This is a genomic window from Sphingomonas kyeonggiensis (assembly GCF_030812785.1).
GTDB classification, from domain to species: domain Bacteria; phylum Pseudomonadota; class Alphaproteobacteria; order Sphingomonadales; family Sphingomonadaceae; genus Sphingomonas; species Sphingomonas kyeonggiensis_B.
The window spans coordinates 1,084,941-1,109,590 of record NZ_JAUSTJ010000003.1 but is presented as its reverse complement, the minus strand read 5'-3'; the positions used below and the strand labels follow the sequence as shown (position 1 = coordinate 1,109,590).

Below are 24,650 nucleotides of genomic sequence, written 5' to 3'. Positions count from 1 at the left end.
CTCTCGTCCCTGTTCAGAAGCTCGCGGCCAGGCCGAAGAAGATGCGGCGATCCTCGCGCGCCGAGAAGGTCAGGCGATCGCGTTCCCCCAGATACTGGGAGTCGATCTCCTTGGTGAGATTGATCCCCTCGAGCGTCAGGCGCAAATTCGGGGTCAGGTTGACCTGAACCGATGCGTCGAGCTGCCCGCGTCCGTTGACATAGTTGTTTCCGCCGCTCGCGGCGGCGCCGACGCTGTTCAGATAGGCACTGCGATAGGTATAGGCCGCCCGCAGCGAGAAAATCTTGTCCTCGAAATAGCCGATCAGCGTGAAGCTGTCGCGCGAGAGCCCCGGAAGCGGCAGGCGCGCGCCGGTGATCGCGTCCCGGAGCGGCGTGCGGCTGTCGACATAGGTATAGTTGGCCTGGATGCCGAGGCCGTTGAACGGCGCCGGCAGGAAGCGCAGGGCCTGCTGATAGGCAAGCTCGAACCCCTTGATGCTGCCATCCTCGCCATTCTGGGGCTGCGAGATGTCGAATAGCCCGAAACGCTCCGAAAAGCCCGCGACGAATTCGCGGCTGACCGTGTTCACCGTGAAGGAATCGACCTTCTTGTAGAAGACCGCGCCGGTCAGCGAGCTCGCCTGCGCGAAGTACCATTCGAGCGTGGCATCGGCCTGCATGGCCTCGAACGGCCGCAGACCGGGATTGCCGCGCGATCCGGTCATCGAGACGGTGTTGGGGACGAAGCTGGCACTCACCTGATTGAGGCTCGGCCGCGAGACCACCTTGGCGGCGGCGAGCCTCAGGGTAAGGTCCTTGTTGAAATTGACCGCTAGATTGGCGCTCGGCAGCCAATAGCCGAAGTCCGACTTGATCACGTTGGTCTGGGTCGCCGACAGATAGCCCAGCGTGGAGCGGGCGGTCTCGATATAGCGGAGGCCGGCGTTGCCGGTATAGTCCACAGCGCCCAGGGCACCCTCGAAATTTGCCTTCACATAAGCGCCGAGCGTCTCCTGCGTCACGTCCTTGATGGAGGTGGGCCCGACCGTGATGCTGGTGTCGTAGGGATTGGGCGCGGCCAGTCCCAACCCTTCACGCGCCGCCTGCTTGTCGAGCGTGCCGCCGAGAAGATCGCGCGGGAAACTGCCGGTCGCGCTCGGGAAGAACGGCCCATAGTCCTTGCCGTAGCTTAGGCCCGGGAGTTCGTCGACGGTGAGGATGCCATCGCCGTTACGGTCCCCCCTGGCGAGGAGGCTCGCCGCGACCGGCAGGTTCTGCGGATCGGCGGCGAGCAGCTCCACGCGCTCATAGCGCATGCCTGTCTCGACCGAGGCGAGGATGCCCCACTCGGTCTTGTACTTCCAGTCCAGCCTAGCGTCGTAGCCCTTGTTGTCGGTCACGGCATCATAGTCGAAGATCGACAGCAGCTGATATCGCGTCGGATCGTTCGGGTTGAAATTGGCGGAGATAGACAGGTCCGGCACGGGGTTTCCGCGACGGAAGTCATAGCTCGCATTGGCAACATTGCCCGCGCGCGGGACGACCACATAAGCGAAGGACGCGCCTGGCCCGCCATCGCTGCCCTTGCCGCGGCTGTAGGACATGTCGAGAGTGACGCGCGCGCGATCATCTTCCCATTTCACCGATCCACCCAGGAGCGTCGATTTCAGGTCGGTCGGCTCATCATAGATGAGCGGGCGCACCGTCACGCCGGAGAAGGTCCCGGCAACGACGGTTCCCTTGTCGTTCACGGTTGCGGCGGTATCGTTGTTGTTGAACAGCACCTGATAGTTGACGCTGTTCCGGCGCCGCGTGAGATGATTGTAGGTGGCGTCGAGGATAATCTCCAGCTCGTCGGTCGGCCGCCACTGCGCGGTGCCGTTGAGGGTCAGCCGCTTCTCGGTGCGATCGAAAACGCGAGCCATGAAGCGGTTCGGACGAAACAGCCCGGGATCGTCGATCCCATCGCCATTGCCGTCGATTGCTCCCGTCTGGGTCCATCCGCCACTGTCGAAGGTATATCCGAGCGTTTTCGTATCGGAATAGGCGACACTGGCGAGGATGCCGAAGCGGTCGCTGAGCCTGCTCGAGACCAAAGCCGACCCGCGATAGCCGACGTGGTCGGCCTGATCGGCATAGGCGCCCTGGATTCGCCCGGCAACAACCAGGTCGTTGAGTTCAAGCGGCCGCTTGGTCCGCAAATTGACGGTGGCGCCGAGCGCGCCTTCTGGCATGTCCGCGGTGGGCGACTTGATGACCACGATGGACGAGAGGATCTCCGGGCTGATTGATTCCAGCGCCGCGTTGCCGCCATTGCCGGGGCCGATGAAGTTGCGGCCGTTGATCTCGAGCCGGTTCTGCGAGATGCCGCGGATGGTGAAAGTGGAGCCATCGCCCTCGCGTCGGCTGATCTGGACGCCCGTAACCCGGCTCAGCGATTCCGCGACATTCTGATCGGGCAGCTTGCCGATGTCCTGCGCCGTGATCACATCGACGATGCTGTCGGCACCGCGCTTCACATTGATCGACTGCTGCAACGATCCCCGGATGCCGGTGACGACGATCTCCTGTTCCGGCGCCTCGTCCGACGGCCCGGCCTGGACGCTTGCCTGGGACGGAGAACTAGCGCCTGTTGATTGTCCGTTTCCCACCCGGACGATCGCAAAAGCTCCGGCTTCGCCGTTCCGGCTTCCCAGGCCAGTGCCGCGCAGCAGCGCGGCCAGAACCTGTTCGGGAGATGCCGCACCGCGGAACCCGGCGGTGCTGATGCCGCTGACATCCTCCACCCGGTAGATGACCGGCCTGCCCGATTGCCTTCCAAACGCGTCAAGGGCACCCTTCAGGCTGCCTTGCGGTATGTCGAAGCTTCGTTGCTGCGCCTGGGCTGGCGCCGCGATCGCAAACATGCAGGTGCTGGCAGCAAGCGCTGCAGCGAGGCTGGTGAACCTCATCCTCATCCCCCTAATGTGCGGGTGCTCCATAGCCGCCCGTCTCTGGGGAATAAGACAATCAACGATCCGGCAGCTGTAATCCCGTTTTCTGAATTTTGATTTCCGTGTCCGTTTCGGCGACTTCGAGTCCATAGGCGTCGCGAAGCAATCGCGCGAAGGCACGCGGCTCCGAGGCGGGGAAAGTGCCGCCGATACGAATGTTCGCTGCCGCTGCATCGTCGATGATGATCTTCTTTCGGTTGTAGCGGTTGAACTCGAGCGCGATGTCCCCGAGCCGCTCATGATCGAACCCCAGCATGCCGTCACGCCAGGACAGTGCCTGCTCGACACGTTCGGGCGAAGCCGCCGTGATCAGCGTCGCCGCCCCATCGCTCAGCGCGACGCCCCCGGTAGTGACGATCGACGAACGTGCAGCGCTCGCATGCTCCACATTGTCGACACGCACCCGGCCTTCGCGCACCCAGACCGTGACCTTGTCGCCGACGCGGCGTACGGAAAACTTGGTACCCAGGACCGTGATCTCGCGTGAGCCTGCATGCACGACGAATGGCAGGCCATCGCGATGCGCGACTTCGAAGAATGCCTCTCCCCTGTCGAGCCAGACCGCGCGGCGTCCTCCGCCGATCGCGGTTCTGACCTTGGTGTCGGTGTTCAGCTCGACACGGCTGCCGTCGGACAGCCCGAGCAGCCGGTGCCCGCCCACTTCCGTCGCGAACGTCGCAGTCGCGACGCTGTCGGCTCCCGCTATATCCCGATGTCCGCCATGGGAGCCCATGCCGACGATCGCCGCCACCGAGGCAGCCAGGGCAGCCAGACTTCCCCAAGTTCCAAGTCCCAGCCGCGGAACGAATGTGCGCCGACGCGGAGTTGCGGGACGATCGCCCCCGAGCGCGGCAATACGGTCGGCCTGGCGCCAGCTATGTTCCAGGCGCCAATAGGCAGCCTTGTTCAGGTCCGATTCCTCGAGCCAGGCATCCAGCGCCGCCTGGTCCTGGTCGGACCAGCCATCCTGTTCTCGCGCAAGGACCCAGGAGGCGGCGCGATCGCGTGCGGAACCGGCGTCGCTCACGCTTCACCCCTTCCTGTCCGCCGCGCGGTGTATCTGCGCCGCACGATCTTTCCGGCACCTCCCAGCATATGGTCGGCGAGTGCCTTCATGCCCATCGCCAGTTGATGATTGACCGCGTCCTTGCCAATGCCAAGCCTTTGCGAGGTCTCGGCAACATCGAGACCCTCGACCTTGCGCAGCAGCACGATCTCCCGCACGCGAGGCGACAGCTTTTCCATTCCGGCCTGAACCCGCCGCAACGCATCGCGTGCATGCAGCTGTCGTTCGGCTTCGAACATGTCTATGCCCGCCGCTACGGCTTCGAGGTCGGCAACTAGATCGAAGGACACGATCCGCGCCCGCTTTGCGCGGTTGATCAGGTGATTGCGCGCGACCGTGAACAGATATCCCGGCGTGTTTTGCGGAATGGCGGTCCTGGCACCTGTGATCGCAAGTTCGTAGACGTCATGCATCAGATCGGTCGCATCGTCGGCCGTCGGCCAGTTCCTCCGGATGAAGCGCAACAGCGCCCCCTCCAGAGGGAGCACCTCTTCGCAGAACCAGGCTCGGACTGCCGCATCCCTGTCCAAATGGTCAAATCCGATCTGCGCCACGGAATGCGGCAGCTTCGCTGAACCAAGACAATCACGGTCCCCGGAACTGTAATCGAAAAATGCCGCATCGCGAGGGACGATATCGCCAATGGACCCATGAATCCGCTCGAGGCTGACGTGCCAGGTAAGGGAGCATCGCTGAACCAACAAAGGGACGCAGCGCGCCCTTCCCATCGACCCTTGAGCCCCGGAGGCCTCCCGAGTGTTAGGCTGGCACGCGGACACCCGCGGCTTTCAGCCTGTTGCCCGCACAATATCCCATCACCGCCGTCGCCCAGCCAAGCGCATGCGAACTGCCGAACAGATCCGTTGCCAGACCCACAACCAGAACGACTGCGCCAATGCCGCAAACACGCAGGATCATCGTCGCGGGTATATGGACATCGGGCACGGCCCTTCCGGTCAAATAGGCACCGACCGCCATCCCGACCGCAAGGAACGCGGAGACAAGGCTCGGCTCGCGTGCAACCGCGATGGCGGCGAGCAGCCCATAGGCCAGGGCCATGAATGCCTGGACCGTCCGCAGGTTGATAGACCGAGACATGCTATCCAGTCCCAACATCGGAAATTGGCGCTGTCCCGACTCTACGCGCCCACCGTGCGCCTGCCAACGGTCCAGGAGCCTCCACCAAGCGTAAGCAGCAAGACTTGTGGTCTGAAGCGACCGACGGCACGCACATCGGAGCCAGGCGAGGGCTTCACAAGGGAGTGTGCCAGGTAGCGCTTCTGGAAGTACCGGTCCGTGCCTTACCCCGGCGATAGGCAGCTCCGCATAGCTTCAGGCGATGCCGGATCCTGTTCGCTCGGCCGATTTCGATCAGCCCGATGCCGCGTAGCCAGCCATGGAGTCAGTCGGCTTTCGCGTGTACCGCCTTCGGTTCGTAAACGCTGCCCATGACCTGGTTACGCCCGTTCCTCTTCGCGTCGTAGAGCGCTCCGTCGGCGGCCTCCACAATATCCTTCCATTGATATTGGCCGCGCAACGATATCGCGTAGCCGATGCTGGCCGTACAAACCAGATTCCCACCGGAAGGCAAAGCGAATGCGTCTTTCTCAATGGCCTGACGAAGCCTTTCCGCTATCGCCCTGATGGCATCTGTGGCTTGGTCGATGCTCGGGCCGTCATGGCGTACCAGGGCCATGAACTCTTCCCCTCCGATGCGGGCCAACAGATCCTCGTCCCGCATATGCTGTGCCAAGCTATGCGCAACCCCGACCAGCACTTCGTCGCCCACACCATGCCCCCAATTATCGTTCACAGCCTTGAAATGGTCGATGTCGATAATCAGGACTGCCAGATACTGACGCTTTCGGCTGCCCGTTCCTGCCCATTTTTCCCCTTCGGCCCAGATCACCCTCCGATTTGCCACGCCGGTGAGAGGATCTTGACGCGCCTGCCGGATGAGCTCTGCATCCAATTCCCGCGTTAGCATCCATAAGTAGCTTGGCGTAATCGCCCAGGTCAGCAACAGGCGTGACAGAAGTCCGAAAGTCGAAGTCGGATCCATCGCCGTATCGGCGATGGGGTGCCCGAGCCACCAGATGATGCGCAAACCCAGCATGGCCGCCCAGACCAAGTGAAAAACGCTGGCCAAGCGGGCCGCCATTTGGCGTGCGTCATCCGCGCATCGCCAAAGGGCGATGGCCGTCGCAATCGTGACAATCGCGCGCAATCCAGCACCCAGCGGAACCATCACGCGGTAGCTTTCGCCGCCCGCTATAACGAGGACGATCTCGATACATCCGAGAATAGCCGCCGGGAGCAATGCCCAGAGCTCCCACCCCCAACGCTGCAGGTAGATCGCGACGCCGAACAGGGTGAGAATTGTCCCGGCATCAATCAAGAGGTTGGCAAGGAGAACGAAATAAGAAATTCGACTTTGAATGCAGGCAGAATGAGGATGCAGAAACCAAGCGCAATCGCGCCATATCCCAGCCCCCAGAGCAGGACGCCTTTGGATGCAGCGACCTTCGGCCGCGTTGCATATAGAACGATGAAAATCGCCGCTGACAGCAGTGCCAGGATCGCATTGACCACCAGCAACGTTCCAGCATGCAAGATATTCGCAAATGCCGTCACCAATTTCTCTTCTCTCGGGATATAGGCGCCTTCATCCCCTTATATAGCAAACCCTTTGGCAAGCCGGACAGCGTGCCCCTCGCATCGGTGGGTCACAACGGGGAGCGGGCGAGGGAAATCAATCCCTGTAAGGAACGGTGCGGCCAGAGAGCGATGGCCATGCCGCCAGGCCGCACGCTATCCCTCGTCACTTAGGGAGCAATGACGCTAATTTCTCGCGCGCCACGGAACCCGCCAACCCGCGCAGCACCTTTCCCAAGGCGGGCAGCTGTTCCAGCCTCGGGGTCGGTTGGAACGGCCGCAAACCTCGGATTTGCATGGCGTGTCGAGGGGCATATCTCACGTAGCCACACGATCGCCGCCGGGCGCGAGCGGCGGCATGGGGCGATCTCCCACAGCTTTTCAAAGGCCAGGTGCAGAAATCCAATATGCGATTGCCAGCTTAGATTTAGAAGCGCCACCCGCGGAAAAACGCTGCCCGGATCCTGTGAATATCAACCTCGCCATTCCAGGTCAGACCGATATCCCGCTTCCGGGACCCGGGGCCACGTGACCCGACTTCCAGGAAGCGCGAATCCTGGGCGAGGAATACGTCGCGCATCGTGCCGTCGCGCGCGGTGCCCTTCATCTCCGTCCAATGGTCGGGATGGATATGTGGGCCTATGATGCAGTCGATGAACGAGACCTGCCCCACCGCACGGGGATCCGCATAGCGGCCATCGGCAAAGCTTGTTGTCGGGTGCCAGGGCCGTGCCAGCGCCACCGCGCCGTCCGGTACCCCCGCCTCGCGCGTCAGGCGCGCGCGATAGAATATAATGCCATGTTCCTGCGAGAGCTGGGTCGAGGGTGCGGCGATGAAGGACTGGAATTCGCCGGGCGTGTAGGAGGCGCTGCGCCGGCGTGAGCGGATCTCGCTGTCCTCGATCAGCAATTGCCCGTTGCCGAAGATGAAATCGATGTTCCCCGCGATCAGGCTGTTTCGGATCAGCCCGCGTCCCCCGTTCGCGAACAGCGTATCCTGATAGCCGAGCAGATCGACCCGATCGAGCAGCACGCGATCGCTATGGATGTCGAGCAGCAGGGCCACGGCCTGGGGATTTCCGATCTTCGCGGGATCGCCGTCCGGCAAACGATCATTGGCGAGATAATCATAGCGGTTCTCGACCGTGATCCCGGTAACGGTCACGTCCTGCGCATCTATGGTGAGCGTCGCCGAGCCCGGAGTCCCCCAGCCGGCGCGATGATAGGCCTTGGCGGTCTGGGCCACCGCATCGAAATGCAGCCGTGTCTTACCCTGCCCGCTTCCGATCAGTCGCACCCGGTCACGGGTCACGACGGGTTTCTCGCGATAGTCGCCGGGCGCGATCCCGATCGTCACCCAGCGTCCCGAACGATCGGCCGTCGCAGCCTTCAGGGCCGCCGCGATCGAGGGATAGCAGGATCGCGCCGCCTTGCCGCAGACCGGCCTGACGGTCAGTTCGCGCGGCCCCGGCACCGGGGTAAAAGCAGGAAGAAAGATCGCCGCCGCCGCCAGCCCAAGAAAGCCCGTCCGGATCACTTCGCCCTCCCCTTCTTCGCAACGACCTGACTGAGAAAGCTGTCGATCTCGCTGGCTGCTCGCGGAAGCCAAGGCTCGAACAACCAGAAGTCGTGCGGCGCGTTCTCGAAGTGAAACTCGCGGTGCGCGACATGGTATCGGTCCAGAGCGGCGAACACCTCGTCCTTGCCCTGGGTGAAGCGGGGAATGCCGCTGCCGAGAATGAGGGTCGGCACCGCGTTCGGGCCGACATGACTGGCCGCGCTCGCCTCACGCCAGCGCGATGCTGCCGACCCATAGGATCCGCCCAGCCAGCGCGCGGCCGGGGAAGCCTCCTTGGCGGCATCCTCATATTTGAGCGTCTCGGGAAGCGTGAAGTCGAGAACGCCGTCCAGATCGATCAGGGCGTTTGCGCGCCGGTCCCGGCCTTCGCCGAACAAGCCGGAGGGGCCGGCATAGGCGAGCAGCGATGCCATCTGCCCGCCCGAGGACGCACCAGCGATCGCAATCCTGTCGGGACTGAGTTCTAGCTCGGCGGCGTGCTCTCGTGCCCAGACAAGCGCGTCGCCAATGTCGATCATGCCCGCCGGATAGGGTGCCTCGGGCGACAGCCGGAACTCGGGCAGGAACACGGTGTAGCCGCGCTGGGCCAGCAAATTGGCCAGCGCGTAAAAATGGTTCTTGTTGCCGGCACTCCAGCCACCGCCATGAACCAGGACAATGCCTTGATGCCTGGCGGGCGATTCGGGAGCCGCCTTGAAGATGTCGATATGCAGGTCACGCATGCCGCTGTTCTTGTACGGCCGGTCGAACAGCACCGACTGCCCTTCCCGCCAGGTCACCGGAGCCCAAGCGATGCCAGGATATTTGTCGCGATATTGCTCGAAGCGCTGGCCGATCGTGTAGCTGTCATCGACATCACGCAACGGAACGCCGCCGGCACTCATCATGGCAGCGGCCAGGAGCGCCAGCGGCAACAGGCTCAGGTTCGGCATGTAAAATACCCCGAAGAAGCGAAAAAGAGGGCCGTCGGCGGGAGGCGCCCGACGGCCCCGAAGGTGTCAGAACTGGTAGCGCGCGCCCACGAACCACTGCGCGCCCGTCTTCGAGAATTCGCGGACCAGATACTGCGACCCGTCACCGGTGCCGTAGATCCGCTCCTTCTCGTTGGTGATGTTGATGCCCTGCACGTTGAGGCTCAGCCGCTTGGTGAGGTTGTAATAGGCCGAGAGGTCGACCTGGGTCGGGCCGTATTTGCGCTCCTGGACATGGCCGTTGCCGCCTGGCTCGCTCAGCAGATAGTCGTCGCGCTTGTTGACCGAGACGCGCAGGCCCATCTTGCCGGTGTCGTAATAGCCGGTGAAATTATACGAATTGGGCGAAAGGCCCGTCGAATCCCGCGCCGAGACATGGGTGTAGTTGGAGGCGAAACCAAGGTTCGAGAGCAGCCCCGGCAGGAAGGTGAACGGCAGGTTGAGCGTCGCCTCGAAGCCGGTGACGCTGTTGCCGCCGGGCGAGTTCACCGTCTTGTAGAAGGTGTACTGCGCGGTCTTTGGATCGGCATTGTAGGACGGGCTGTAGCGCGGATCGGCATAGATCGCGGCCCAGAACTCGGTGGGCACCGCCTGCTGGACGACCGAGGTTGTCAGCGAGCTCACGATATTCTTCTTGAAGCCGCCGATCGCGATAAGGCCGCCCTTGCCGAAATACCATTCGAGGCCGAGGTCGAAGTCGTTCGAAAGGTACGGCTTGAGGTTGGGGTCGCCGAGATTGCTCACTGTACGCGTCGTATACTCGAACACCGGTGCGGCAATGTTCAGTGCCGCGAGGCCCGGCCGCGTCATCGAGCGGGCATAGGCGAAGCGCGCTACCAGATCCGACGTGATGTTGAGCGCCGCGTTGAAAGACGGCAGGAAATTGTCATAGTGACGATCGACCGTGACCGGCGAGGTCCCGATCACGGCGCTGGAGCCGACATCGGTCCGCACATAGCGCACGCCGCCATCTAGCCGCAGCTTCATCGCACCGATCGAGATTTCGCCGCTAACTTCGCCATAGCCGCCCGTCGTCTTCTCGGTGACCTCCCAACCCGCGCCCAGGTTCGTCGGATAGTTCGACGAGATCAGCCCCGAACTCGCGATCTTGTCGAAATCGATCACCGCGAAGGTGGGCAGGCCGCCATCGACGACGCCGTCCCCGAAATGTTCGATCGGGAAGCTGGTCAGGTACTTCTGCGGCGCGAAGCCCGGCAGGTCGCCCTGCGCTTCGGAGTAGCGGACCAGCCGGCGGTTATGGGCGACGCCCAGCTGCGCGGTGAATGCACCCTTTTCGAACGTGAGATTGGCCTTGGCCGTGAAATTGTCCTTCACGACATTGTTTAGCCGGTTCGCAGCTGTCGTCGCATCGATGAAATTGGCGACGTTGTTCGGGTCGTAATTCCCAAAGCTGACCTTCGCGACATCGACGCTGTCGCGATAGTCATAGGCATAATAATGGGGGACCGAGCGCGCGTAGAAGCGCAGCTCGCTACGGTCGGCAGCGTCGCGCGCGGTGCCCACCATGGCGTCGAACTTGAGCGTATCGGAGAGCTGATAATCTCCCGACAGCACATATTGCTGGAACCTCGAGGTCGAAGTCTGGTGCCGGCTCTCATACCAGGAGGTCACGTCGTTGAAGGCCGCCGCTATGAGCTGCTTGCCGTCAGGCGCAATGGTGAAGGACAGTGGCGTCTGGCCGACGAAGTTGCCCGCCGTGCCGTGCGTCAGCAGCCACTCCATCGAATTGTAATTATACCGGTCGTTGTCCAGCTGGGAATAGAGCACGTCGAAGCTGATCTTCATGCCGTCGACGGGCTTCACCTGGAGCGAGCCGGTCAGGCCAAGCCGCTTCTGGTCATTGCCGAAAAAATCCGCACGCGGCAGCCGCGGCGCCCAGAGGCAATCGAGCCGGTCGGCCGCACCGCAATTGGTCGGCGTGCCGGTAACCGTCGGATTGGTGTCTGCCCAGCTGTCGCCATTGACGAAGGGCGAGGTCCAGCGGACGCTGGCAAAACCCTCCTGATAAACCGTGCGCTTGGAATAGGCCGCGGATAGCAGGATGCCGATCGTATCATTGGCGAAGGTATCGGAAATCATCAGCGTCGCGCGCGGATCGACCTTGCGCGTCATCTGGTTATAGCCGCCCTGGGCCGACCCGACGATGTGGAAGCCTTTGAAGTCGAACGGCTTGGCCGAATAGAGATCGACCGTGCCGGCGATGCCGCCTTCCTCGATCGAGGCGCGCTGGGTCTTCTGGACGTCGATCCGGTTGAACAGTTCCGAGGCGAAGACGTGGAAGTCGAACGCGCGGCCGGCATTGATGGTGAACCCGCCGGAATCGAGGCCGTCGCTGCTGGCCGGCACTTCCATCCCGTTCAGCGTGGTGCGGGTGAAATCCGGCGAGAAGCCGCGCAGCGTGATGTTGCGGCCTTCACCGCCTTCGCGAGAGATCGCCACGCCCGGCAGCCTCTGGATCGACTCCGAGAGATTGAGATCGGGCATCTTGGCCATGTCCTCGGCCAAGATACTCTCGGTGACGTTGATGGCCCTGCGCTTCAGGTCCTGTGCCTTGGCAAGGCTGCCGCGGAATCCAGTGACCACGATGGCCTCTTCCGCGGCGGATGCCTCCTGCCCGGCGTCCTGCGGCGCCGCGCCGGGCGCCGACACGCGCTGGGCAAGAGCGGTCTGGCTCGGAGCTGCCGCGGCAGAGCTTGTCGGCACGCCGCCGCCCGGCGGTGTCGGCGACGGGGTCCTCGAAATGATGGCAAAGGAAGTCGGGCCCGTGCGCCGCGCCGTCAGCCCCGTACCGGCGAGCAGCCGGGTCAGCGCCTCTTCCGCACGCATCTCGCCGCGCACGGCATTGGTACGCACCGCGCGGGTCACGCGACGCGCCGCCACGATCTGGATACCGCCCTGGCGCCCAAGCTGGCTGATCGCAGTATCGGCGGACTGCGCCTCAATCGAGAATTGGCGGACCTGGGCCTCAGCGCGCGCCGGCGACACAGCCGCACAGACGATTGCCGAAGACACGAGCAGGGCTCCACGAACAGTGGAAATATTCATCTTCCTCCCCCATATTTTTTCTGGCGGAGTATTGTCCCCGCACTTGTATTTGAGACGATTTATGGAAAAATCCTTCCCGCCGCCTCGAATTTATTTCCTCATTTTATCCGGATGATCTCCGATTGCGTCATATCGACCGACACGCCGAGACTGGTCTTCACGGTCTCGGCGAAGCCTTCGGGATCATTGATACGAAACAGGCCCGAGAGTTCCTCCCGAGCAACCCGCGAATCCGCGATGATGATCTGGCGTGTGTTGTAGCGGTTGAACTCCTCGGCCGCGTCGGCGAGCGTGCGGCCATCCAGATCGATCATTCCGCTTCTCCAGGCGAGCGAGCGGTCGACCGAAGAAGAAATGTCCGTCTCATAGTCGAGTACGGCATGGGCACTGAGCATGGCGCGGTCGCCGGCCTTCAATCGCATGCGCAGGCTGCGGTCCCCGTCGGACCAGGTCTCCACCACGCCCTCCGTGACCTGGACTTCCACGCCCGTCTCGCGGCGGCGCACGGAAAAGGCCGTACCGACCGCGCGAACCCGAACATTGCCCGCGGTCACGACAAAGGGCCGGTGCGCGTCCTTGGCAACCTCGAACCAGGCTTCTCCCTGGGCCAGCTCCACCTGACGCGACCGCTTCTCCATGGCGACACTGAGATTGCTGCCCGAGTTGATGGTCATCACCGATCCATCGGAGAGGGGCAGGCGGCGGATCTCGCCCAGACGCGTGGAGAATTCGGACGGCCCCTCCGCCCATCGCGTGCAACCGAAAACGATTGCGGCGGAAGCCGCGATCCCGCCGAGGATGCCGCGCCGCGCCCATCGTCGCGACCCCGCCTCCGGCTCGCCTAGATCTTCCGGAGCTGTCAGGGCTGACGTTTCCACAGAGGGCGTGAGCGCCAACCACTCGGCCTGCATCTCGAGAAACAACCCGTGGCGCTTCAGATCTTCTGAAAGCCACGCTTGAAGCTTGGCCTCGTCAGACTCGCTCCACGTGCCGGAATCCATGCGCGCTATAAAATGCGCCGCGATGTCCCGAGCCTCGGCCATGGAGGATGCCGTCATCGCCACGCCTCCTTGCGCTCGATGCTCAGCATGAGGTCCTCACTCCGCGTCTCGGCCCTAACCCAGGCGCTCCTGATCGCGCGGACACCGACCCAGACCTGCTTCTCGACGGCCTTTTCGGTCATGCCCAGATGCGCGGCGATTTCCTTCTGCGACCATCCCTCGATCTTGCGCAGCTCGATGACCTTGCGGCAGCGCTCGGGTAGCGCCCCGATAATTGCCAGTACGCGCTCATAGCTCAGCCGACGCGCCGCCTGCTCTTCAGGCGAGGGGCTGGTTTCGTCTTCCCAAGATTCGATCTCACTCAGCGCCTCGAGCACGACGATCTGCTGGCGCTTGAGGCGGCGCACGAGCAGGTTGCGGCAAGTCGCAAACATATAGGCGAGCGGCTGATCGATATGATCGACCGAGGGCAGCATGGCGATGCGGCAATAGGCTTCCTGCATAACTTCGTCGACATCCTCAGGCGAAAGGCGCGAGCGCGCCAGCCATCGACGAATTCGCCCCGCATGGGGAACGATCTCGCGTGCGACCCAGGTCGCAATCCGGCGCCGCTGCGCGAGCTGCTTGTCCGCTGCCCCTTGCGTAAACCCCTCCCCTGCCGAGATTAACTCCCGTTCTGCAATCTATGAGACATGGGAAGAGAATTTCCCCCCTAGGAAAAGATAGTTTGTTTGGTTGCAAAATATCATGACCACTAGCCGGCGCGGAGTTTGGCGATTTGTAGGCTAAGGCTGACAGGCTGGGCGTTTGCAAACTCCGGCATTCATGCGGCCGTCGCGAGCGTCTCGAACGAACGGCCAGCTTATGTGCTCAAACCTCGTTTCGGAATCGGGCGAGATCGGGCCCACTCCCGACCGGCAGGTTGGACGAGAGCAGGCCAGCGGTTTTTGGGCCGGTTGCGGTCAGGCGGCTTTTGGTACCAGGTCCCAGAAAGCTGTCATCAAGCGATCAACCTCTCGACTGTCAATCGAGCAGCTGAACTTACCCAAAGCTGACAGTCCGCTTTCAGTCCGGCGATCTCGATTGCTGCCATTCGCCGCTGGCTCCGCCCGAACGGCAGCTCACACCCCAATTATCGCCGTCCAGCCAGTTGGCCCTGATCCCGAATCCCTTCATCCGGATGTGCCATTCGCGTGACCTGGAAAGCCTTCATCCCATCCCATGCGACAGGGACGTGCAGCGATCATCGCCCCAAACCTAGCTGTCGCGCGGCGGCGGCGGCAGTGTCTTCCGGTTTGGTGTTGAAGGCGATCGCCGCGCCCGGTGCAGCGTGATGGACGATGTTCACAACCGCCTCGAACAACGCCAGGCTTTTGGGCGGGAGCCGGAGCCCGGCGCCGATCACGACGCAGTCATACACCTCGGCCTTTGCCGTTCTAGCATGGCGCGTCCGGCGTCATCGGGCGTGATCATGCAGGTAGCGCCTTTACCATCCGCGTTCGGCGATCTTGTCGACCGCGACGGCGATACCGGCGTTGATCTTGGCGGCGTCGAAGCCCGGCGGCAGCGCCGGATCGGAGAAATCGACGGTTCCGGGCTTCTGGCCGACGAACAGGATACGGGTCATATCGTGTATCCGTTCAAAGGTGAGGATGGGTAATGCTCATTCGGCTCGGCGCGCGGACAGAAATCTCGCGAGCGGGCCGAGAGGGTTTCGCGTGGAGGGGGTCCTATCATGGGCCGTCACTGCCAGGGCGAGGCCGAAGAACGCCAGCTCGAGCCGGCCGGTCGATAGGATCAGGCACGTTTTCCGGGCCTTTCGGCATGGACGTCTTGCAGGGAGTCCCCATGGTCAGTCTGCGGGATTGTCACAGCGCGCTCGCCGCGATGGCCCTCGCGCCAATAGGAGGTCGTCGGCAATGGACTGGGCAGAAGGCTATTTCACGGGCCTTGACTACACTTTCGGCTACTATCGCGAACTCAATCCGGCCATGTTGCGCATCGCCTGTCTCGCGGCGGGAGTCGTGCCTCCCTATTCCGAAAGCCCGACCTATCTGGAACTTGGCTTTGGACAGGGTGTCTCGCTCAACGTGCACGCCGCAGCATCCGAGGGAGAATTCTGGGGAACCGACCTGAATCCTGGGCAGGTGGCACATGCGTCCGGGCTGGCAGATGTTTCGGGCGCCGAGCTATCCTTATTCGACGAATCATTCGAAGAGTTCGCCCGGCGAAACGACATCCCCTTATTCGATGTCATCGTCCTGCACGGTGTCTGGAGCTGGATAAGTGAGCACAACCAATCCATCATCACCGAGCTTGTCCGCAAGCGGCTCGGACCAGGCGGCATTCTCTTGCTTCCCGCTTGACGCAGCTGGCGCCGAAATGCTGCGTGCCCGCCATATCTGCATCCGCGCGAGTTCGCAGGCGACACTGCCCGCTATCATAATAGGCAGCGATCTGGTGGCGACCGGCAGCATGTGGCTGTTCCAACATTATGCATCGATGATGCCTCTGAAGGTTGTCACGGCGCCCTTTGCCAGACGTCCGAACCAGATTGTGGCGCAATGGCCAAGACATCGTCGAGACCCCATGCTCGCTTCGTTCGTCGACCAGATCCGGGAGAGGCGCCAGCAATATCCCGGCGCACTTCAATGAATTACTCGCCCTATCAAGCACCACTGGTCTTTTCGAGGTGTCCAAATGTGAGGTCACCCGACAGCAGCATCGATTGCTGCAATCACTTGAGTCCTGCACAAGTGGCGACCTGATGTACGCAAACAGAATCTCAAAGGATACCACGCCTGGCATCGTCACCGGAGTGCCCCGAGTGCCTACCGCGCACTAAAGCCTACCGCTCGCCGTCGTCGCACTGACGGCTTACGCCGATCTGGACGGGGGCTGTTCGCTGCGCTTCCGCTCGCGCCCGACCTGTCGATGTTAGGCTATCCCTTGGTTGGGTGGGCGGGAGCAGCGGTATAATACCGGCCACTGGTACGGCCTGCCGTTCGCGTGCATCGGCTGTGAGGCGCTCGCGCATGTCCCGCAGGTCACCGCGATCAGATGGCTCGATTGTACTCGTGCGCTAGGCAAAGGCAATACCGCCGCACCGACTCCAGACTCCGTCGAACCGCGTCACAAGCTCGACTCCTGCAGCCTCAAGCGTCCGTGGTCCCGAAGACGGGCGCGGCACCGTTGGATATTGCCGTCGAGGACGACCGGAAGGGCTCGGAATATGAATCACTCGACGCGTGCCCCGAAAGCCAATTCCCGCGTCTTGTTATCCCAGCGGCACGATATCATCAGTCGAACGCACCATAGCTTTTCTCCTAGTCGGCTCGAAAACGCTCATCTCTGACCAGCACAAGGGAAGCTTTTGGCGAGCCCCTTGATCACTAAGGTCGATGCCCTCCCCTTGAGCAGCTCTGGCGGGGCAGTGCGAAGATAGGTGTAGACCCGATCGGCGAGTTCATGGGGAAGGATCGATCCCGCTCCGCACCAGGCCGTCGCGCTGGTAGCATCCGCCACTCCGGCTATATAGGCGCTCGCCTTGATGGCCAATTTGATGCGATCCGCTTCGCCTCCCAATTCGCCCGTATCGGACTTTCCTTCGAGCGCTTCGATCAGTTCAGCACCGCTGACACTCCAGGTGCGCGGATCGCCATTGTTACCAGACTTTGCCGACGAAACGTCGACATGCACGGCTGTCGACATCAGCACCAGGAGCAGCGCTTGATAGGAAAACGATGCCTTCATCTTCCACTCCGATGATCAGGGCTGCCCGAGAACGCTCGCCAGGCACCGCCGAGGCGTGACTTCTGGTTTCAGCTTCCATCGAGATCTTCACTGTCTGAGCCCTGCTGATTTCCTCTATAGGCGAGCGCCGACATTGCATTAACCCCGTCGTCAATCACGCTGTTCGCGCATCGCCCTCGAAAGAGGCGTATCTCCAAGTGCGGCAAGGACCTCTTGGAAGGATGTCATGCTCTCATCCTGTCCGAGCTTGAAGCGCGCGCTCGATCGCACCACCTTGGCCCGGAAGGCAACGACGTGTGCGACGAGGTCTGCATAACGCGGGCCCATCCGTTCGACCGTCCATCCTCCCTCTTCGGTTCCCTCCAATAGGGTGGCAAGCGTGCGGATCACACGATCCTCGTTGCCAGGCTCCAACATGATATCGACTTCGAACTGCGCCAGACGATAGTTCCAAGTCGGTCCCCAATCAGTCTTTGAAACCATCGAAGGCGAGATATAGGCATGCGGGCCGAAGAAGCTGACATGGGCGCGCGGCGTCGTAACCACGCGTGCAACATGCGGATTGGCCTTTGCGAAATGCCCGACCAGCATGCGAACCTCCCCCGCTTCGTCCAGCTCCGCGAACAGCGGCAAAGGGGTCGAGATGAAGCCTCCGCAGTCATGCGTCGTAACGAGGCCCAGCACTTCTTGCCGCACCATCCTCGCGACGTCTCCGCTACGGCGCGGCGCAAAACGGCTCATCGTCGCACCAGATCCTAGCGCCCTAGCCCGTCAAGGCTGCCATGGACTGTCCGCCCCCGGAACATGGTCAGCACCACCCGGGTTGCGTGGATGCGCCTGGCGGGGACTTTGAACAGGTCCTGATCGAGCACGATCAGGTCAGCACTCTTGCCCGGCAGGATGGAGCCAGTCTCCTTCTCGAGGTGGTTCACATAGGCCACGTTGAGCGTATAGGCCTTGAGTGCCTGGGCGAGCGTGACGGCCTCGTTTGGCTCAAGCGGCAGCCTGTCGCCTTCGGGCGCAACGCGGGTGAGCGCGACTTCGATCCCCTCGAACGGGTTGGCGGAGGCGACCGACCAGTCGGCGCCATAGGCCAGCCGACCGCCGGCGCGCAGCAGGCTGCCCGCCGGATAGATATAGGTCGAGCGGAGCGGGCCGATCTGCTCCTTGGTGAGGTCCATATAGGCTTCGTTGCAGGCCCAGAGCGGCTGGAACACTGCCGTGACGTTGAGCTTGCCGAAGCGCGGCTGGTCGGCCGGATCGATGACGTTCATGTGCGACATCATCGGGCGAGTATCGGTCATGCCGTCCTTGCCGCGGGTGCGCTCGACGGCGTCCAGCGCCTCGCGCACGGCAGCGTCGCCGATCGTGTGGAAGTGCGACTGCATGCCCCTGGCATCGAGCGCCGCCACGGCTTCGGACAAGGTGTCGAGGCCAATCTGGGTGGCGCCCTTCTCGCTGGTGCCCTCATAGGGCTTGAGCATCGCGGCGGTGCGCTGCGGGATCACGCCGTCGATGAAGAACTTCACGCCGTTGGCGGCGAGCCCGATCTGCTTCGCGCGGGCGGAGAGCTTGAGGATGTCACCCATCTGCTCGATGCCGCGCTCATTGTTCCAGCGCAGGTCCATCGCGGTGTGCATGGTGAGCTCGCCACGGGCCTTCACGGCCTCGTACGCGTCGATCGCACGGCTGGTGCCGCCCTTGTCCCACTCGACCGCGGCATCGTGCCACGAAGTGATGCCCATCGAGTTGAAGAACCTGACCGTGTAGCGGATTGCGCCCTGCAGGTCTGCGTCGGTGGGCGCGGGCACGAGCTTGTCGACCAGCGCCATCGCCGATTCCTCGAGCCCGCCAACCGGCTCGCCGGTCTTCGGATCGCGGTCGATCGTCCCGTTCTTGGGGTCGGGCGTATCCTTGGTGATGCCGGCCAGTTCGAGCGCCCTGGAGTTCACCCAGAGCGTGTGCCCGTCGGACTCGAAGATCAGCGGGCGATCCTTCGAGATCTCGTCGAGCAGCTGCTTGTTGGGGATGCCGTTGGGCGGGAACAGGGTCTGGTTGAAGCCCGAGCCGAAGATCGTGCCGGTGCCCGAGGTCTTCTTCACGCACTCGGCGATGATCCGGCGATAATCGTCGAGCGTCTTGCCGGCGTGGAGCGAGCAGCGGGCATGGCTCATCCCGCCGAAGATCGGGTGGGCATGCGCATCGCCAAAGGCGGGCATCAGGAAGCGGCCGTGGAGATCGACGACCTGGGTCTTCGCGCCCTTGCGCTTCGCGATCTCGGCGACGCTGCCGACGGCGAGGATGCGGCCATCCTTGATCGCCACGGCCTGCGCCCAGGGCTTGCCCTCCTCCACCGTATAGACCCGGCCATTGGTGAGGATCAGGTCCGCCGCCTCGAGTGCCGGCAGCCGCGGCGCGCTGTTGGCAGTGGCGGCAAGGAGCAACCCGGCGGTCGCGGAGCGGAGGAACAGGGAATGACGAGCGAACCGAGGGGCCATGAGGGGCAATTCCTGTGCAAGCTTGAACAATAAGGGGGCCGGAGGGTCTTCCCTTCCGGCCCCATGAGGCAAGGTTAGAAGCGGCGGCGCAGCGTGGCGAGCACGGTGCGATCCTTGCCGAGATAGCAATAGCCCTCGGCCACCGCGGCGCTGTAGGTGCAATTGGTGTAGACGCGCTCGTTGAAGATGTTCGCGCCGTTCACCGACAGCGACCATTTGCCGTAGCTCAGCTCAGCCATCGCATCGGCCAAGGTGACCGGCGCGATGCGGTAGAGCTGGTCGAAGCTGACCTTGTCGCTCTGGTAGCGCACGCCCGCGCCGAGCTTGAGGCCGAGCTCGCCGCCCAGGTCGAACCGCTTCGAGGCCCAGACCGAGGCCTGGTGCTCGGGCAGGTTCTCACGCCGGTCGCCGCGCTGGCGGCCATCAACCTTGAGATATTGCGCGCGCGTGTAGCTGTACGCCGCGGTCAGGTCCAAGTCGCCGGGCAGCTTCACATTGGCTTCCGCCTCGATCCCGCGCGAGCCGGTGGAGCCGCCCTGGATGAAGTTCTGCAGCTCGTTCGGATCGGCGATCAGGACATTCTGTTCCTTGATGTCATAGGCCGCGATCGTGAACAGCATGCGCTTCGAGGGCTGGAACTTGATGCCCGCCTCGTACTGCCGGCCGGTGCGCGGCACATAGGCGACGCCGAAGAAGTTCGAGCCGAACACCGGCAGGAACGATTCCGAATAGTTGAAATAGGGCGACACGCCCTTCACGACGTCGGCGATGATGCCGGCGCGGAAGGTCCAGGCCTGGTTGGCCGCCAGCTCAGTGCCGTTGACGTTCGACTTCACATTGTCGTGCCGCGCGCCGAACACCAGCGAGACGCGATCCCAGGCACGAATCTGGTCCTGGACATAGAAGCCGGTCTGCGAGTTCTTGGTGTCGGTCGTCCAGCCCACGCCGTACGCGAACGGCACCCCGTACACCGGATTGTAGAGGTTGAGCCCCGGCGCCTGACCGAAGCCTTCCTGCTTGTCCTCGCGGAACTCGGTATAGTCGAAGCCCGCCAGGATCTGATGCTCCAGCGGCCCGGTGGCGAAGCTCAGCACCAGGTTGTTGTCGCTGTTGAGCCCGGTGTACTTGGCGCGGTTCAGATACCAGGCGCGGTTGGCGATGGTGCGGCCGGCATCGGCATAGGCGCCGCCGAAGCCGGTATAGCCGAACACCTCCTGATAGTCGGTATCCTGCTCGAACGCGCGGTTGCGGCTGCTGAAGGTCAGGTTGTCGCTGAAGCGATGCGTCACCAGCAGCGAAAGCGCATAATGGCTGGCCAGCGTGTGGTTGAAGCCCGGCTCGCCCAGGTAGAAATCGTCCGAGATCTTGGTCGCGCCGCTGCCGTCGACCGTCTTGCTGGTCGGCAGATAGGTCTGGCTGCCGAGATGGTCGCGCTGGTACAGGCCGATGAAGGTGACTTCGGTGTCCGGGCCCGGCTTGAGCGTGACTGCCGGCATCACCACGATGCGATCGTTCTTCTGGCCCTTCTGCTGCAGGTCCGCATCGCGGACGAGGCCGACGAGGCGCGCCGAGACGCCGTCGACGATCGGGCCGGTCACATCGAGCTGGAACTGCTTGTAGTCGTCGGTGCCGTAGGTGACGCCGACTTCGCCGCCAAAGCTTTCGCGCGGGCGTTTGCTGATCGAATTGAGGATGCCGCCGGCGCCGCCGCCGCCGTACAGCGTCGAGGACGGGCCGCGCAGCAGCTCGGCGCGCTCGACGGTGAAGATCTCGAGACGGCCGCCATAGATAAAGCCAGGCATGCGGTTGAGACCGTCGAGATACTGCTCGGCGCCGGTGCCGCGCACCGCGAGGAAGTCACCGCGCGTATCGACGCCGTTCAGCTCGCTCGAGGCGCCCGCGCTGTAGCGGATGACGTCCTGGAGATTGACCGCCGCGCGATCGTGGAACTCCTCGGCAGTGATGACGCTCACCGACTGCGGGATCTCCGTGACCGGCGTATCCGTCTTGGTGCCCGAAAGCGCGCGCTCGCCGGTGACGACGATCGTTTCGTATTCCTTCGGCGCCGCATCGCTGTCCTGCGCCATCGCCGCGCCGGACCAGCCGATCACCGCGCATGCCGAGAGCAGCGCGAGCCGCGTCTGCTTTACCAGTTTCCCTGAAAGTTCGTGTGTCATGGCCGCCCACCCTTTGCTCTTTGCGCCGGCCTCGTGGATGTCGCCTCCCGTGACGACAGCCGGCTTGTTTGCAGGGGCATTGAACAGCCAGCGTCGCAAAACCGTCACGCGGTTTTCAGGGTAATTCCGGGCACAAGACGGGTAAGGCTTTACCCTGTCTGGAGGAACGGCCCGATCAGAACGCGCCCGAGCCCACATCGCCCCCGTCGATCAGCCCGCGCTCGTGCGACACCCGAACCGCATCGCGCCGCTTGTTGACCCCGATCTTCCGGAACACCGCCTTGAGCCGATATTTCACCGTATCGGGCGACATGCCGATCAGCCGGGCAATCTCCTTGTTGGAGTAGCCCTGGCTGAGATGGCGCAGGATCGCCGCTTCGGCATCGTTGAGCGCGTCGGGGGCCGGCGCGGGCGCGCGGGCGCTGCCCATCGCCTTGGACAGGGTCTTGAGGAACTGGGCGCGGAACCGGTCCGGCGTGGCCGCGAGCGCTTCCTCCAGCGCCCGCTGGACGAAGGCGCGCGCATTGAGGAACGGGCGCACGATGCCCTGGAACATCGCGGTGCCTACGGCCTCATCGAAACAGGCCTGCGCCTTCCCCGCCTCGCCGATCGCGCGATAGCCCTCGGCCTTGAGCAGGTTGAGATCGATCAGCAGCCGGCCGGCACCATGCTGGCGGGCCCAGCGGCCCATCACGACCAGCTCGTCGAGCGCGCTGTGGTGGGCGCCGGCGAACAGCTGGAGGCGGACCCGGCAGAGCGCGGCGGCGACGGCCACCGGGCGATAGATCGGCGATTCCTCGGCCATCGCATCGGCCTGGGCATCGAGACCGATCGTGGCGGCGAAGGCGCGGGCTTCGCCGAGCGAGGCCGGGTCGCGCAGGAGCAGTTCGAGCTCGCACAGCTCGGCGAGCAATTCCAACTGGCGCAGGCGACGGCGCTGGGCGACGCCGCGAGCACGGGCGAGCAGCGCACGGGCGACATCGAGCGAACCCTCATCGGCCGCGCTGTGCGCCGCAGTGAAATAGGCGGCGGCATAGACGTCCACCCAGCCGTCCGACTGCTCCATGTGCGGCAGCGCCCATTCGAGCAGCGCATTGGCCTCGCCGGCGCGGTCCTGCTCGTAGAGCAGCTCCGCTTCGAACGCGGCGCAATTGGCGGCGAGATCGGAGCGCGCGCCGAAATCCGCCTCGATCTCGCCGCGCGCCACCGCGAGCACCGTCACCGCATCCTTCAGCCGCCCCTGCGCCTCGCGGATGCGCGCTTCGTGGAAGCGGGTGAACAGCTCGCTATAGGGCGAGCCCATCGCCTGGTAATGCGCGCGGGCCGCCAGCGTCGGCTCCATCGCGCGCTCCAGCCAGCCGCCCTCATAATATTTGGACGCCAGCGATTCGCTGACATTGGCAAGGATCAGGTGATCGTCGGCCGGCAGAGTGCGCAGCAGCGCCTCGCGGGCGAGCAGGTCTTCCAGCACCATCGGCTGGTTCTCATATTCGGCCAGGATGTCGCCGACGACGCGGATCTCGGTCCACAGATCGGGCGAAGTGTCCTCCTGCTCCGATCGCGCGACCTGGCGATCATAGGCGAGGCGCGCCGCGTCCATCCGGCCGCATTTCATGTCGAGATAGAGCCTGGCCAGCACCAGCGCCGGGCTGGCATCGATCTCGGCGGCACTCAGCCGGGCAAGGCCGCGCTCGACCAGGTTAAGCTGTCCCTGCGGGATCAGCCGCCAGCCGCCGGCATCCTCCAGCACCCCGGCGAGCAGCGCGCTGTCCTCCGCTTCGATCGCGTGGCTGATCGCGTCCGCGGTCTCGCCGCGCGCATCGAACCACAGCGCCAGCCGCTGATGGAGCATGCGATATTGGCCGATGTCGCGCCGTGCGAGGCGCTGGCGGAGATATTCGGCGAAGAGCTGGTGATAGCGCCAGGCATCGCGCGCTGGCGACAGCGGGGAAAGCAGCACGCCCTGCTGCTCCAGCCGCTCGAGCAGCAGCCCGCCATCCTGGCGATCGCAGATCAGGTTGAGCGCCTCACCGGTCACCTGGCCGAGCAGCGACGTGCGCAACACCACTTCCTGCACATCCTCGGGCAGCGACATCAGTACCTGTTCGGAGAGATAGCCGGCCAGTTCCGAGCCGGAGCCCCCTGCCCCGCCAACAAAGCTGCTCCGGTCGATGCCGCGCTTGAGCGAGAACAGGGTGAGCTGGAGCGCGATCGGCCAGCCTTCGGTGCGCTCGATCAGGCTGCGGACATCGTCGTCGCCCAGCGGCATGCCCTCGGCGCGGGCGAGCATCTCCTCCGCCTCGGGGCTGGAGAATTTCAGGTCCTCGGCGGAGAGTTCGAGCAGTTGCCCCTCGGCGGCGAGCATCGCCTGGCCGAGCCGAGGATAATCGCGCGAGGCGATGATGAAGTGGCAGTTGCGCGGCGCCAGCCGGATCAGCGACTGGAGGAAATCGAGCACTTCGACACTTTCCGCGCAGTGGAGATCGTCGAGAATCAGCACCGCCTGGCGCGGATCGCGGGCCAGCCGGTTGATGATCGCCGACAGCGCCGCACGCGCGGGCATGCCGGAGGAAGCGGGCTCGCCTTCCTCCTCGCCTTCGCCGCTGATCGCATAGCTGATGTACTGCGCCAAGCGCTTGGCATCGGCATCGTCGCGCTCGAGCGTGAGCCAGGCGACGAGCCGGTCGCCACCTTCGAAACGGCGGCGCCACTGGGCGAGCAGGCTGGTCTTGCCATAACCCGCCGGCGCATGGATGAGCGTGAGCCGCCGCCCGAGCGCGCCGTCGAGCCGGTCGAGCAGCGCATCGCGGCGGATCTGGTCGCCCATCCACAATGGCGGCGCGACCTTGGTCGGAATCAGTTCGTCTATCGCGGCTACTCCACCCATGCCGATTCGCTAGACCGAAGACG

The 24,650-nt window shown here is 63.6% G+C and carries 19 protein-coding genes; 2 read left to right on the top strand and 17 right to left on the bottom strand.

Features of this window, described 5'->3' with window-relative positions; genetic code table 11:
* Positions 1-13: 13 nt before the first annotated feature.
* The 12 genes from J2W22_RS22400 to J2W22_RS22345 all read right to left on the bottom strand — a co-directional run bounded on the left by J2W22_RS22400 (position 14) and on the right by J2W22_RS22345 (position 14,939).
* Positions 14-2,932: a TonB-dependent receptor gene (locus J2W22_RS22400; RefSeq protein ID WP_307120500.1), complete on the bottom strand. Its 2,919-nt coding sequence runs from the start codon at positions 2,930-2,932 to the stop codon at positions 14-16.
* A gap of 58 nt (positions 2,933-2,990) precedes the next feature.
* Positions 2,991-4,001: a FecR family protein gene (locus J2W22_RS22395; protein WP_307120498.1), complete on the bottom strand. Its 1,011-nt coding sequence runs from the start codon at positions 3,999-4,001 to the stop codon at positions 2,991-2,993.
* Complete coding sequence (locus J2W22_RS22390) at positions 3,998-4,594, bottom strand: RNA polymerase sigma factor (RefSeq protein WP_307120497.1); 597 nt, start codon at positions 4,592-4,594, stop codon at positions 3,998-4,000. The genes J2W22_RS22395 and J2W22_RS22390 overlap by 4 nt, the downstream gene beginning before the upstream one ends.
* Before the next feature lie 205 nt (positions 4,595-4,799).
* Entirely contained in the window at positions 4,800-5,099 is a 300-nt protein-coding gene (locus tag J2W22_RS22385; RefSeq protein WP_307120496.1) for a hypothetical protein, read from the bottom strand.
* A gap of 343 nt (positions 5,100-5,442) precedes the next feature.
* Positions 5,443-6,438, bottom strand: coding sequence for a GGDEF domain-containing protein (locus J2W22_RS22380; protein WP_307120494.1), 996 nt, complete (start codon positions 6,436-6,438; stop codon positions 5,443-5,445).
* Positions 6,435-6,674: a hypothetical protein gene (locus J2W22_RS22375; protein WP_307120493.1), complete on the bottom strand. Its 240-nt coding sequence runs from the start codon at positions 6,672-6,674 to the stop codon at positions 6,435-6,437. Before J2W22_RS22375 ends, J2W22_RS22380 begins: the two co-directional genes overlap by 4 nt.
* Positions 6,675-7,122: 448 nt before the next feature.
* Positions 7,123-8,304: a pectinesterase family protein gene (locus tag J2W22_RS22370; protein ID WP_307120492.1), complete on the bottom strand. Its 1,182-nt coding sequence runs from the start codon at positions 8,302-8,304 to the stop codon at positions 7,123-7,125.
* Entirely contained in the window at positions 8,229-9,206 is a 978-nt protein-coding gene (locus J2W22_RS22365) for an alpha/beta hydrolase (RefSeq protein ID WP_307120491.1), read from the bottom strand. Before J2W22_RS22365 ends, J2W22_RS22370 begins: the two co-directional genes overlap by 76 nt.
* 66 nt (positions 9,207-9,272) lie before the next feature.
* On the bottom strand, positions 9,273-12,278 hold the full coding sequence (locus J2W22_RS22360; protein WP_307120490.1) for a TonB-dependent receptor: 3,006 nt from the start codon (positions 12,276-12,278) through the stop codon (positions 9,273-9,275).
* A gap of 131 nt (positions 12,279-12,409) precedes the next feature.
* Positions 12,410-13,369: a FecR family protein gene (locus J2W22_RS22355; protein ID WP_307120489.1), complete on the bottom strand. Its 960-nt coding sequence runs from the start codon at positions 13,367-13,369 to the stop codon at positions 12,410-12,412.
* Positions 13,366-13,857: an RNA polymerase sigma factor gene (locus J2W22_RS22350; protein WP_307120705.1), complete on the bottom strand. Its 492-nt coding sequence runs from the start codon at positions 13,855-13,857 to the stop codon at positions 13,366-13,368. The genes J2W22_RS22355 and J2W22_RS22350 overlap by 4 nt, the downstream gene beginning before the upstream one ends.
* A gap of 941 nt (positions 13,858-14,798) precedes the next feature.
* Positions 14,799-14,939, bottom strand: coding sequence for a hypothetical protein (locus J2W22_RS22345; protein WP_221262749.1), 141 nt, complete (start codon positions 14,937-14,939; stop codon positions 14,799-14,801).
* A 292-nt stretch (positions 14,940-15,231) separates the two neighbouring features.
* On the opposite strand from J2W22_RS22345, the gene J2W22_RS22340 reads away from it, so the two are divergent.
* Positions 15,232-15,678: a class I SAM-dependent methyltransferase gene (locus J2W22_RS22340; RefSeq protein ID WP_307120488.1), complete on the top strand. Its 447-nt coding sequence runs from the start codon at positions 15,232-15,234 to the stop codon at positions 15,676-15,678.
* A gap of 16 nt (positions 15,679-15,694) precedes the next feature.
* The gene (locus J2W22_RS22335; RefSeq protein ID WP_307120487.1) at positions 15,695-15,967 is read left to right on the top strand and encodes a hypothetical protein; all 273 of its coding nucleotides are present in this window, start codon (positions 15,695-15,697) and stop codon (positions 15,965-15,967) included.
* A 690-nt stretch (positions 15,968-16,657) separates the two neighbouring features.
* Here J2W22_RS22335 and J2W22_RS22330 read toward each other — a convergent pair.
* From J2W22_RS22330 to J2W22_RS22310, 5 genes are all read right to left on the bottom strand, one after another.
* Positions 16,658-17,065 carry a Rap1a/Tai family immunity protein gene (locus J2W22_RS22330; RefSeq protein ID WP_307120485.1) on the bottom strand — a complete coding sequence of 136 codons (408 nt, stop codon included), beginning with the start codon at positions 17,063-17,065 and terminating at the stop codon, positions 16,658-16,660.
* Positions 17,066-17,215: 150 nt separating this feature from the next.
* Positions 17,216-17,806: an FMN-binding negative transcriptional regulator gene (locus tag J2W22_RS22325; protein WP_183998607.1), complete on the bottom strand. Its 591-nt coding sequence runs from the start codon at positions 17,804-17,806 to the stop codon at positions 17,216-17,218.
* Between the two features lie 14 nt (positions 17,807-17,820).
* Positions 17,821-19,563, bottom strand: coding sequence for an amidohydrolase (locus J2W22_RS22320; RefSeq protein WP_307120483.1), 1,743 nt, complete (start codon positions 19,561-19,563; stop codon positions 17,821-17,823).
* A 74-nt stretch (positions 19,564-19,637) separates the two neighbouring features.
* Positions 19,638-21,740 (bottom strand): TonB-dependent siderophore receptor, encoded by a 2,103-nt coding sequence (locus J2W22_RS22315; protein WP_307120482.1) that lies wholly within the window; start codon positions 21,738-21,740, stop codon positions 19,638-19,640.
* Positions 21,741-21,915: 175 nt separating this feature from the next.
* Positions 21,916-24,627, bottom strand: a complete 2,712-nt coding sequence (locus J2W22_RS22310; protein ID WP_307120481.1) for a helix-turn-helix transcriptional regulator — start codon at positions 24,625-24,627, stop codon at positions 21,916-21,918.
* Positions 24,628-24,650: the final 23 nt, after the last annotated feature.

What these genes read in the sequence shown, in the direction of transcription:
- J2W22_RS22400 (WP_307120500.1), bottom strand. Translation starts at nt 2,932, where the DNA reads ATGAGGTTCACCAGCCTCGCTGCAGCGCTTGCTGCCAGCACCTGCATG.
- J2W22_RS22385 (WP_307120496.1), bottom strand. Translation starts at nt 5,099, where the DNA reads ATGGCCCTGGCCTATGGGCTGCTCGCCGCCATCGCGGTTGCACGCGAG.
- J2W22_RS22365 (WP_307120491.1), bottom strand. Translation starts at nt 9,206, where the DNA reads ATGCCGAACCTGAGCCTGTTGCCGCTGGCGCTCCTGGCCGCTGCCATG.
- J2W22_RS22355 (WP_307120489.1), bottom strand. Translation starts at nt 13,369, where the DNA reads ATGACGGCATCCTCCATGGCCGAGGCTCGGGACATCGCGGCGCATTTT.
- J2W22_RS22345 (WP_221262749.1), bottom strand. Translation starts at nt 14,939, where the DNA reads ATGACCCGTATCCTGTTCGTCGGCCAGAAGCCCGGAACCGTCGATTTC.
- J2W22_RS22340 (WP_307120488.1), top strand. Translation starts at nt 15,232, where the DNA reads ATGGACTGGGCAGAAGGCTATTTCACGGGCCTTGACTACACTTTCGGC.
- J2W22_RS22335 (WP_307120487.1), top strand. Translation starts at nt 15,695, where the DNA reads ATGCTGCGTGCCCGCCATATCTGCATCCGCGCGAGTTCGCAGGCGACA.
- J2W22_RS22330 (WP_307120485.1), bottom strand. Translation starts at nt 17,065, where the DNA reads ATGAAGGCATCGTTTTCCTATCAAGCGCTGCTCCTGGTGCTGATGTCG.
- J2W22_RS22325 (WP_183998607.1), bottom strand. Translation starts at nt 17,806, where the DNA reads ATGAGCCGTTTTGCGCCGCGCCGTAGCGGAGACGTCGCGAGGATGGTG.
- J2W22_RS22320 (WP_307120483.1), bottom strand. Translation starts at nt 19,563, where the DNA reads ATGGCCCCTCGGTTCGCTCGTCATTCCCTGTTCCTCCGCTCCGCGACC.
- J2W22_RS22315 (WP_307120482.1), bottom strand. Translation starts at nt 21,740, where the DNA reads ATGACACACGAACTTTCAGGGAAACTGGTAAAGCAGACGCGGCTCGCG.
- J2W22_RS22310 (WP_307120481.1), bottom strand. Translation starts at nt 24,627, where the DNA reads ATGGGTGGAGTAGCCGCGATAGACGAACTGATTCCGACCAAGGTCGCG.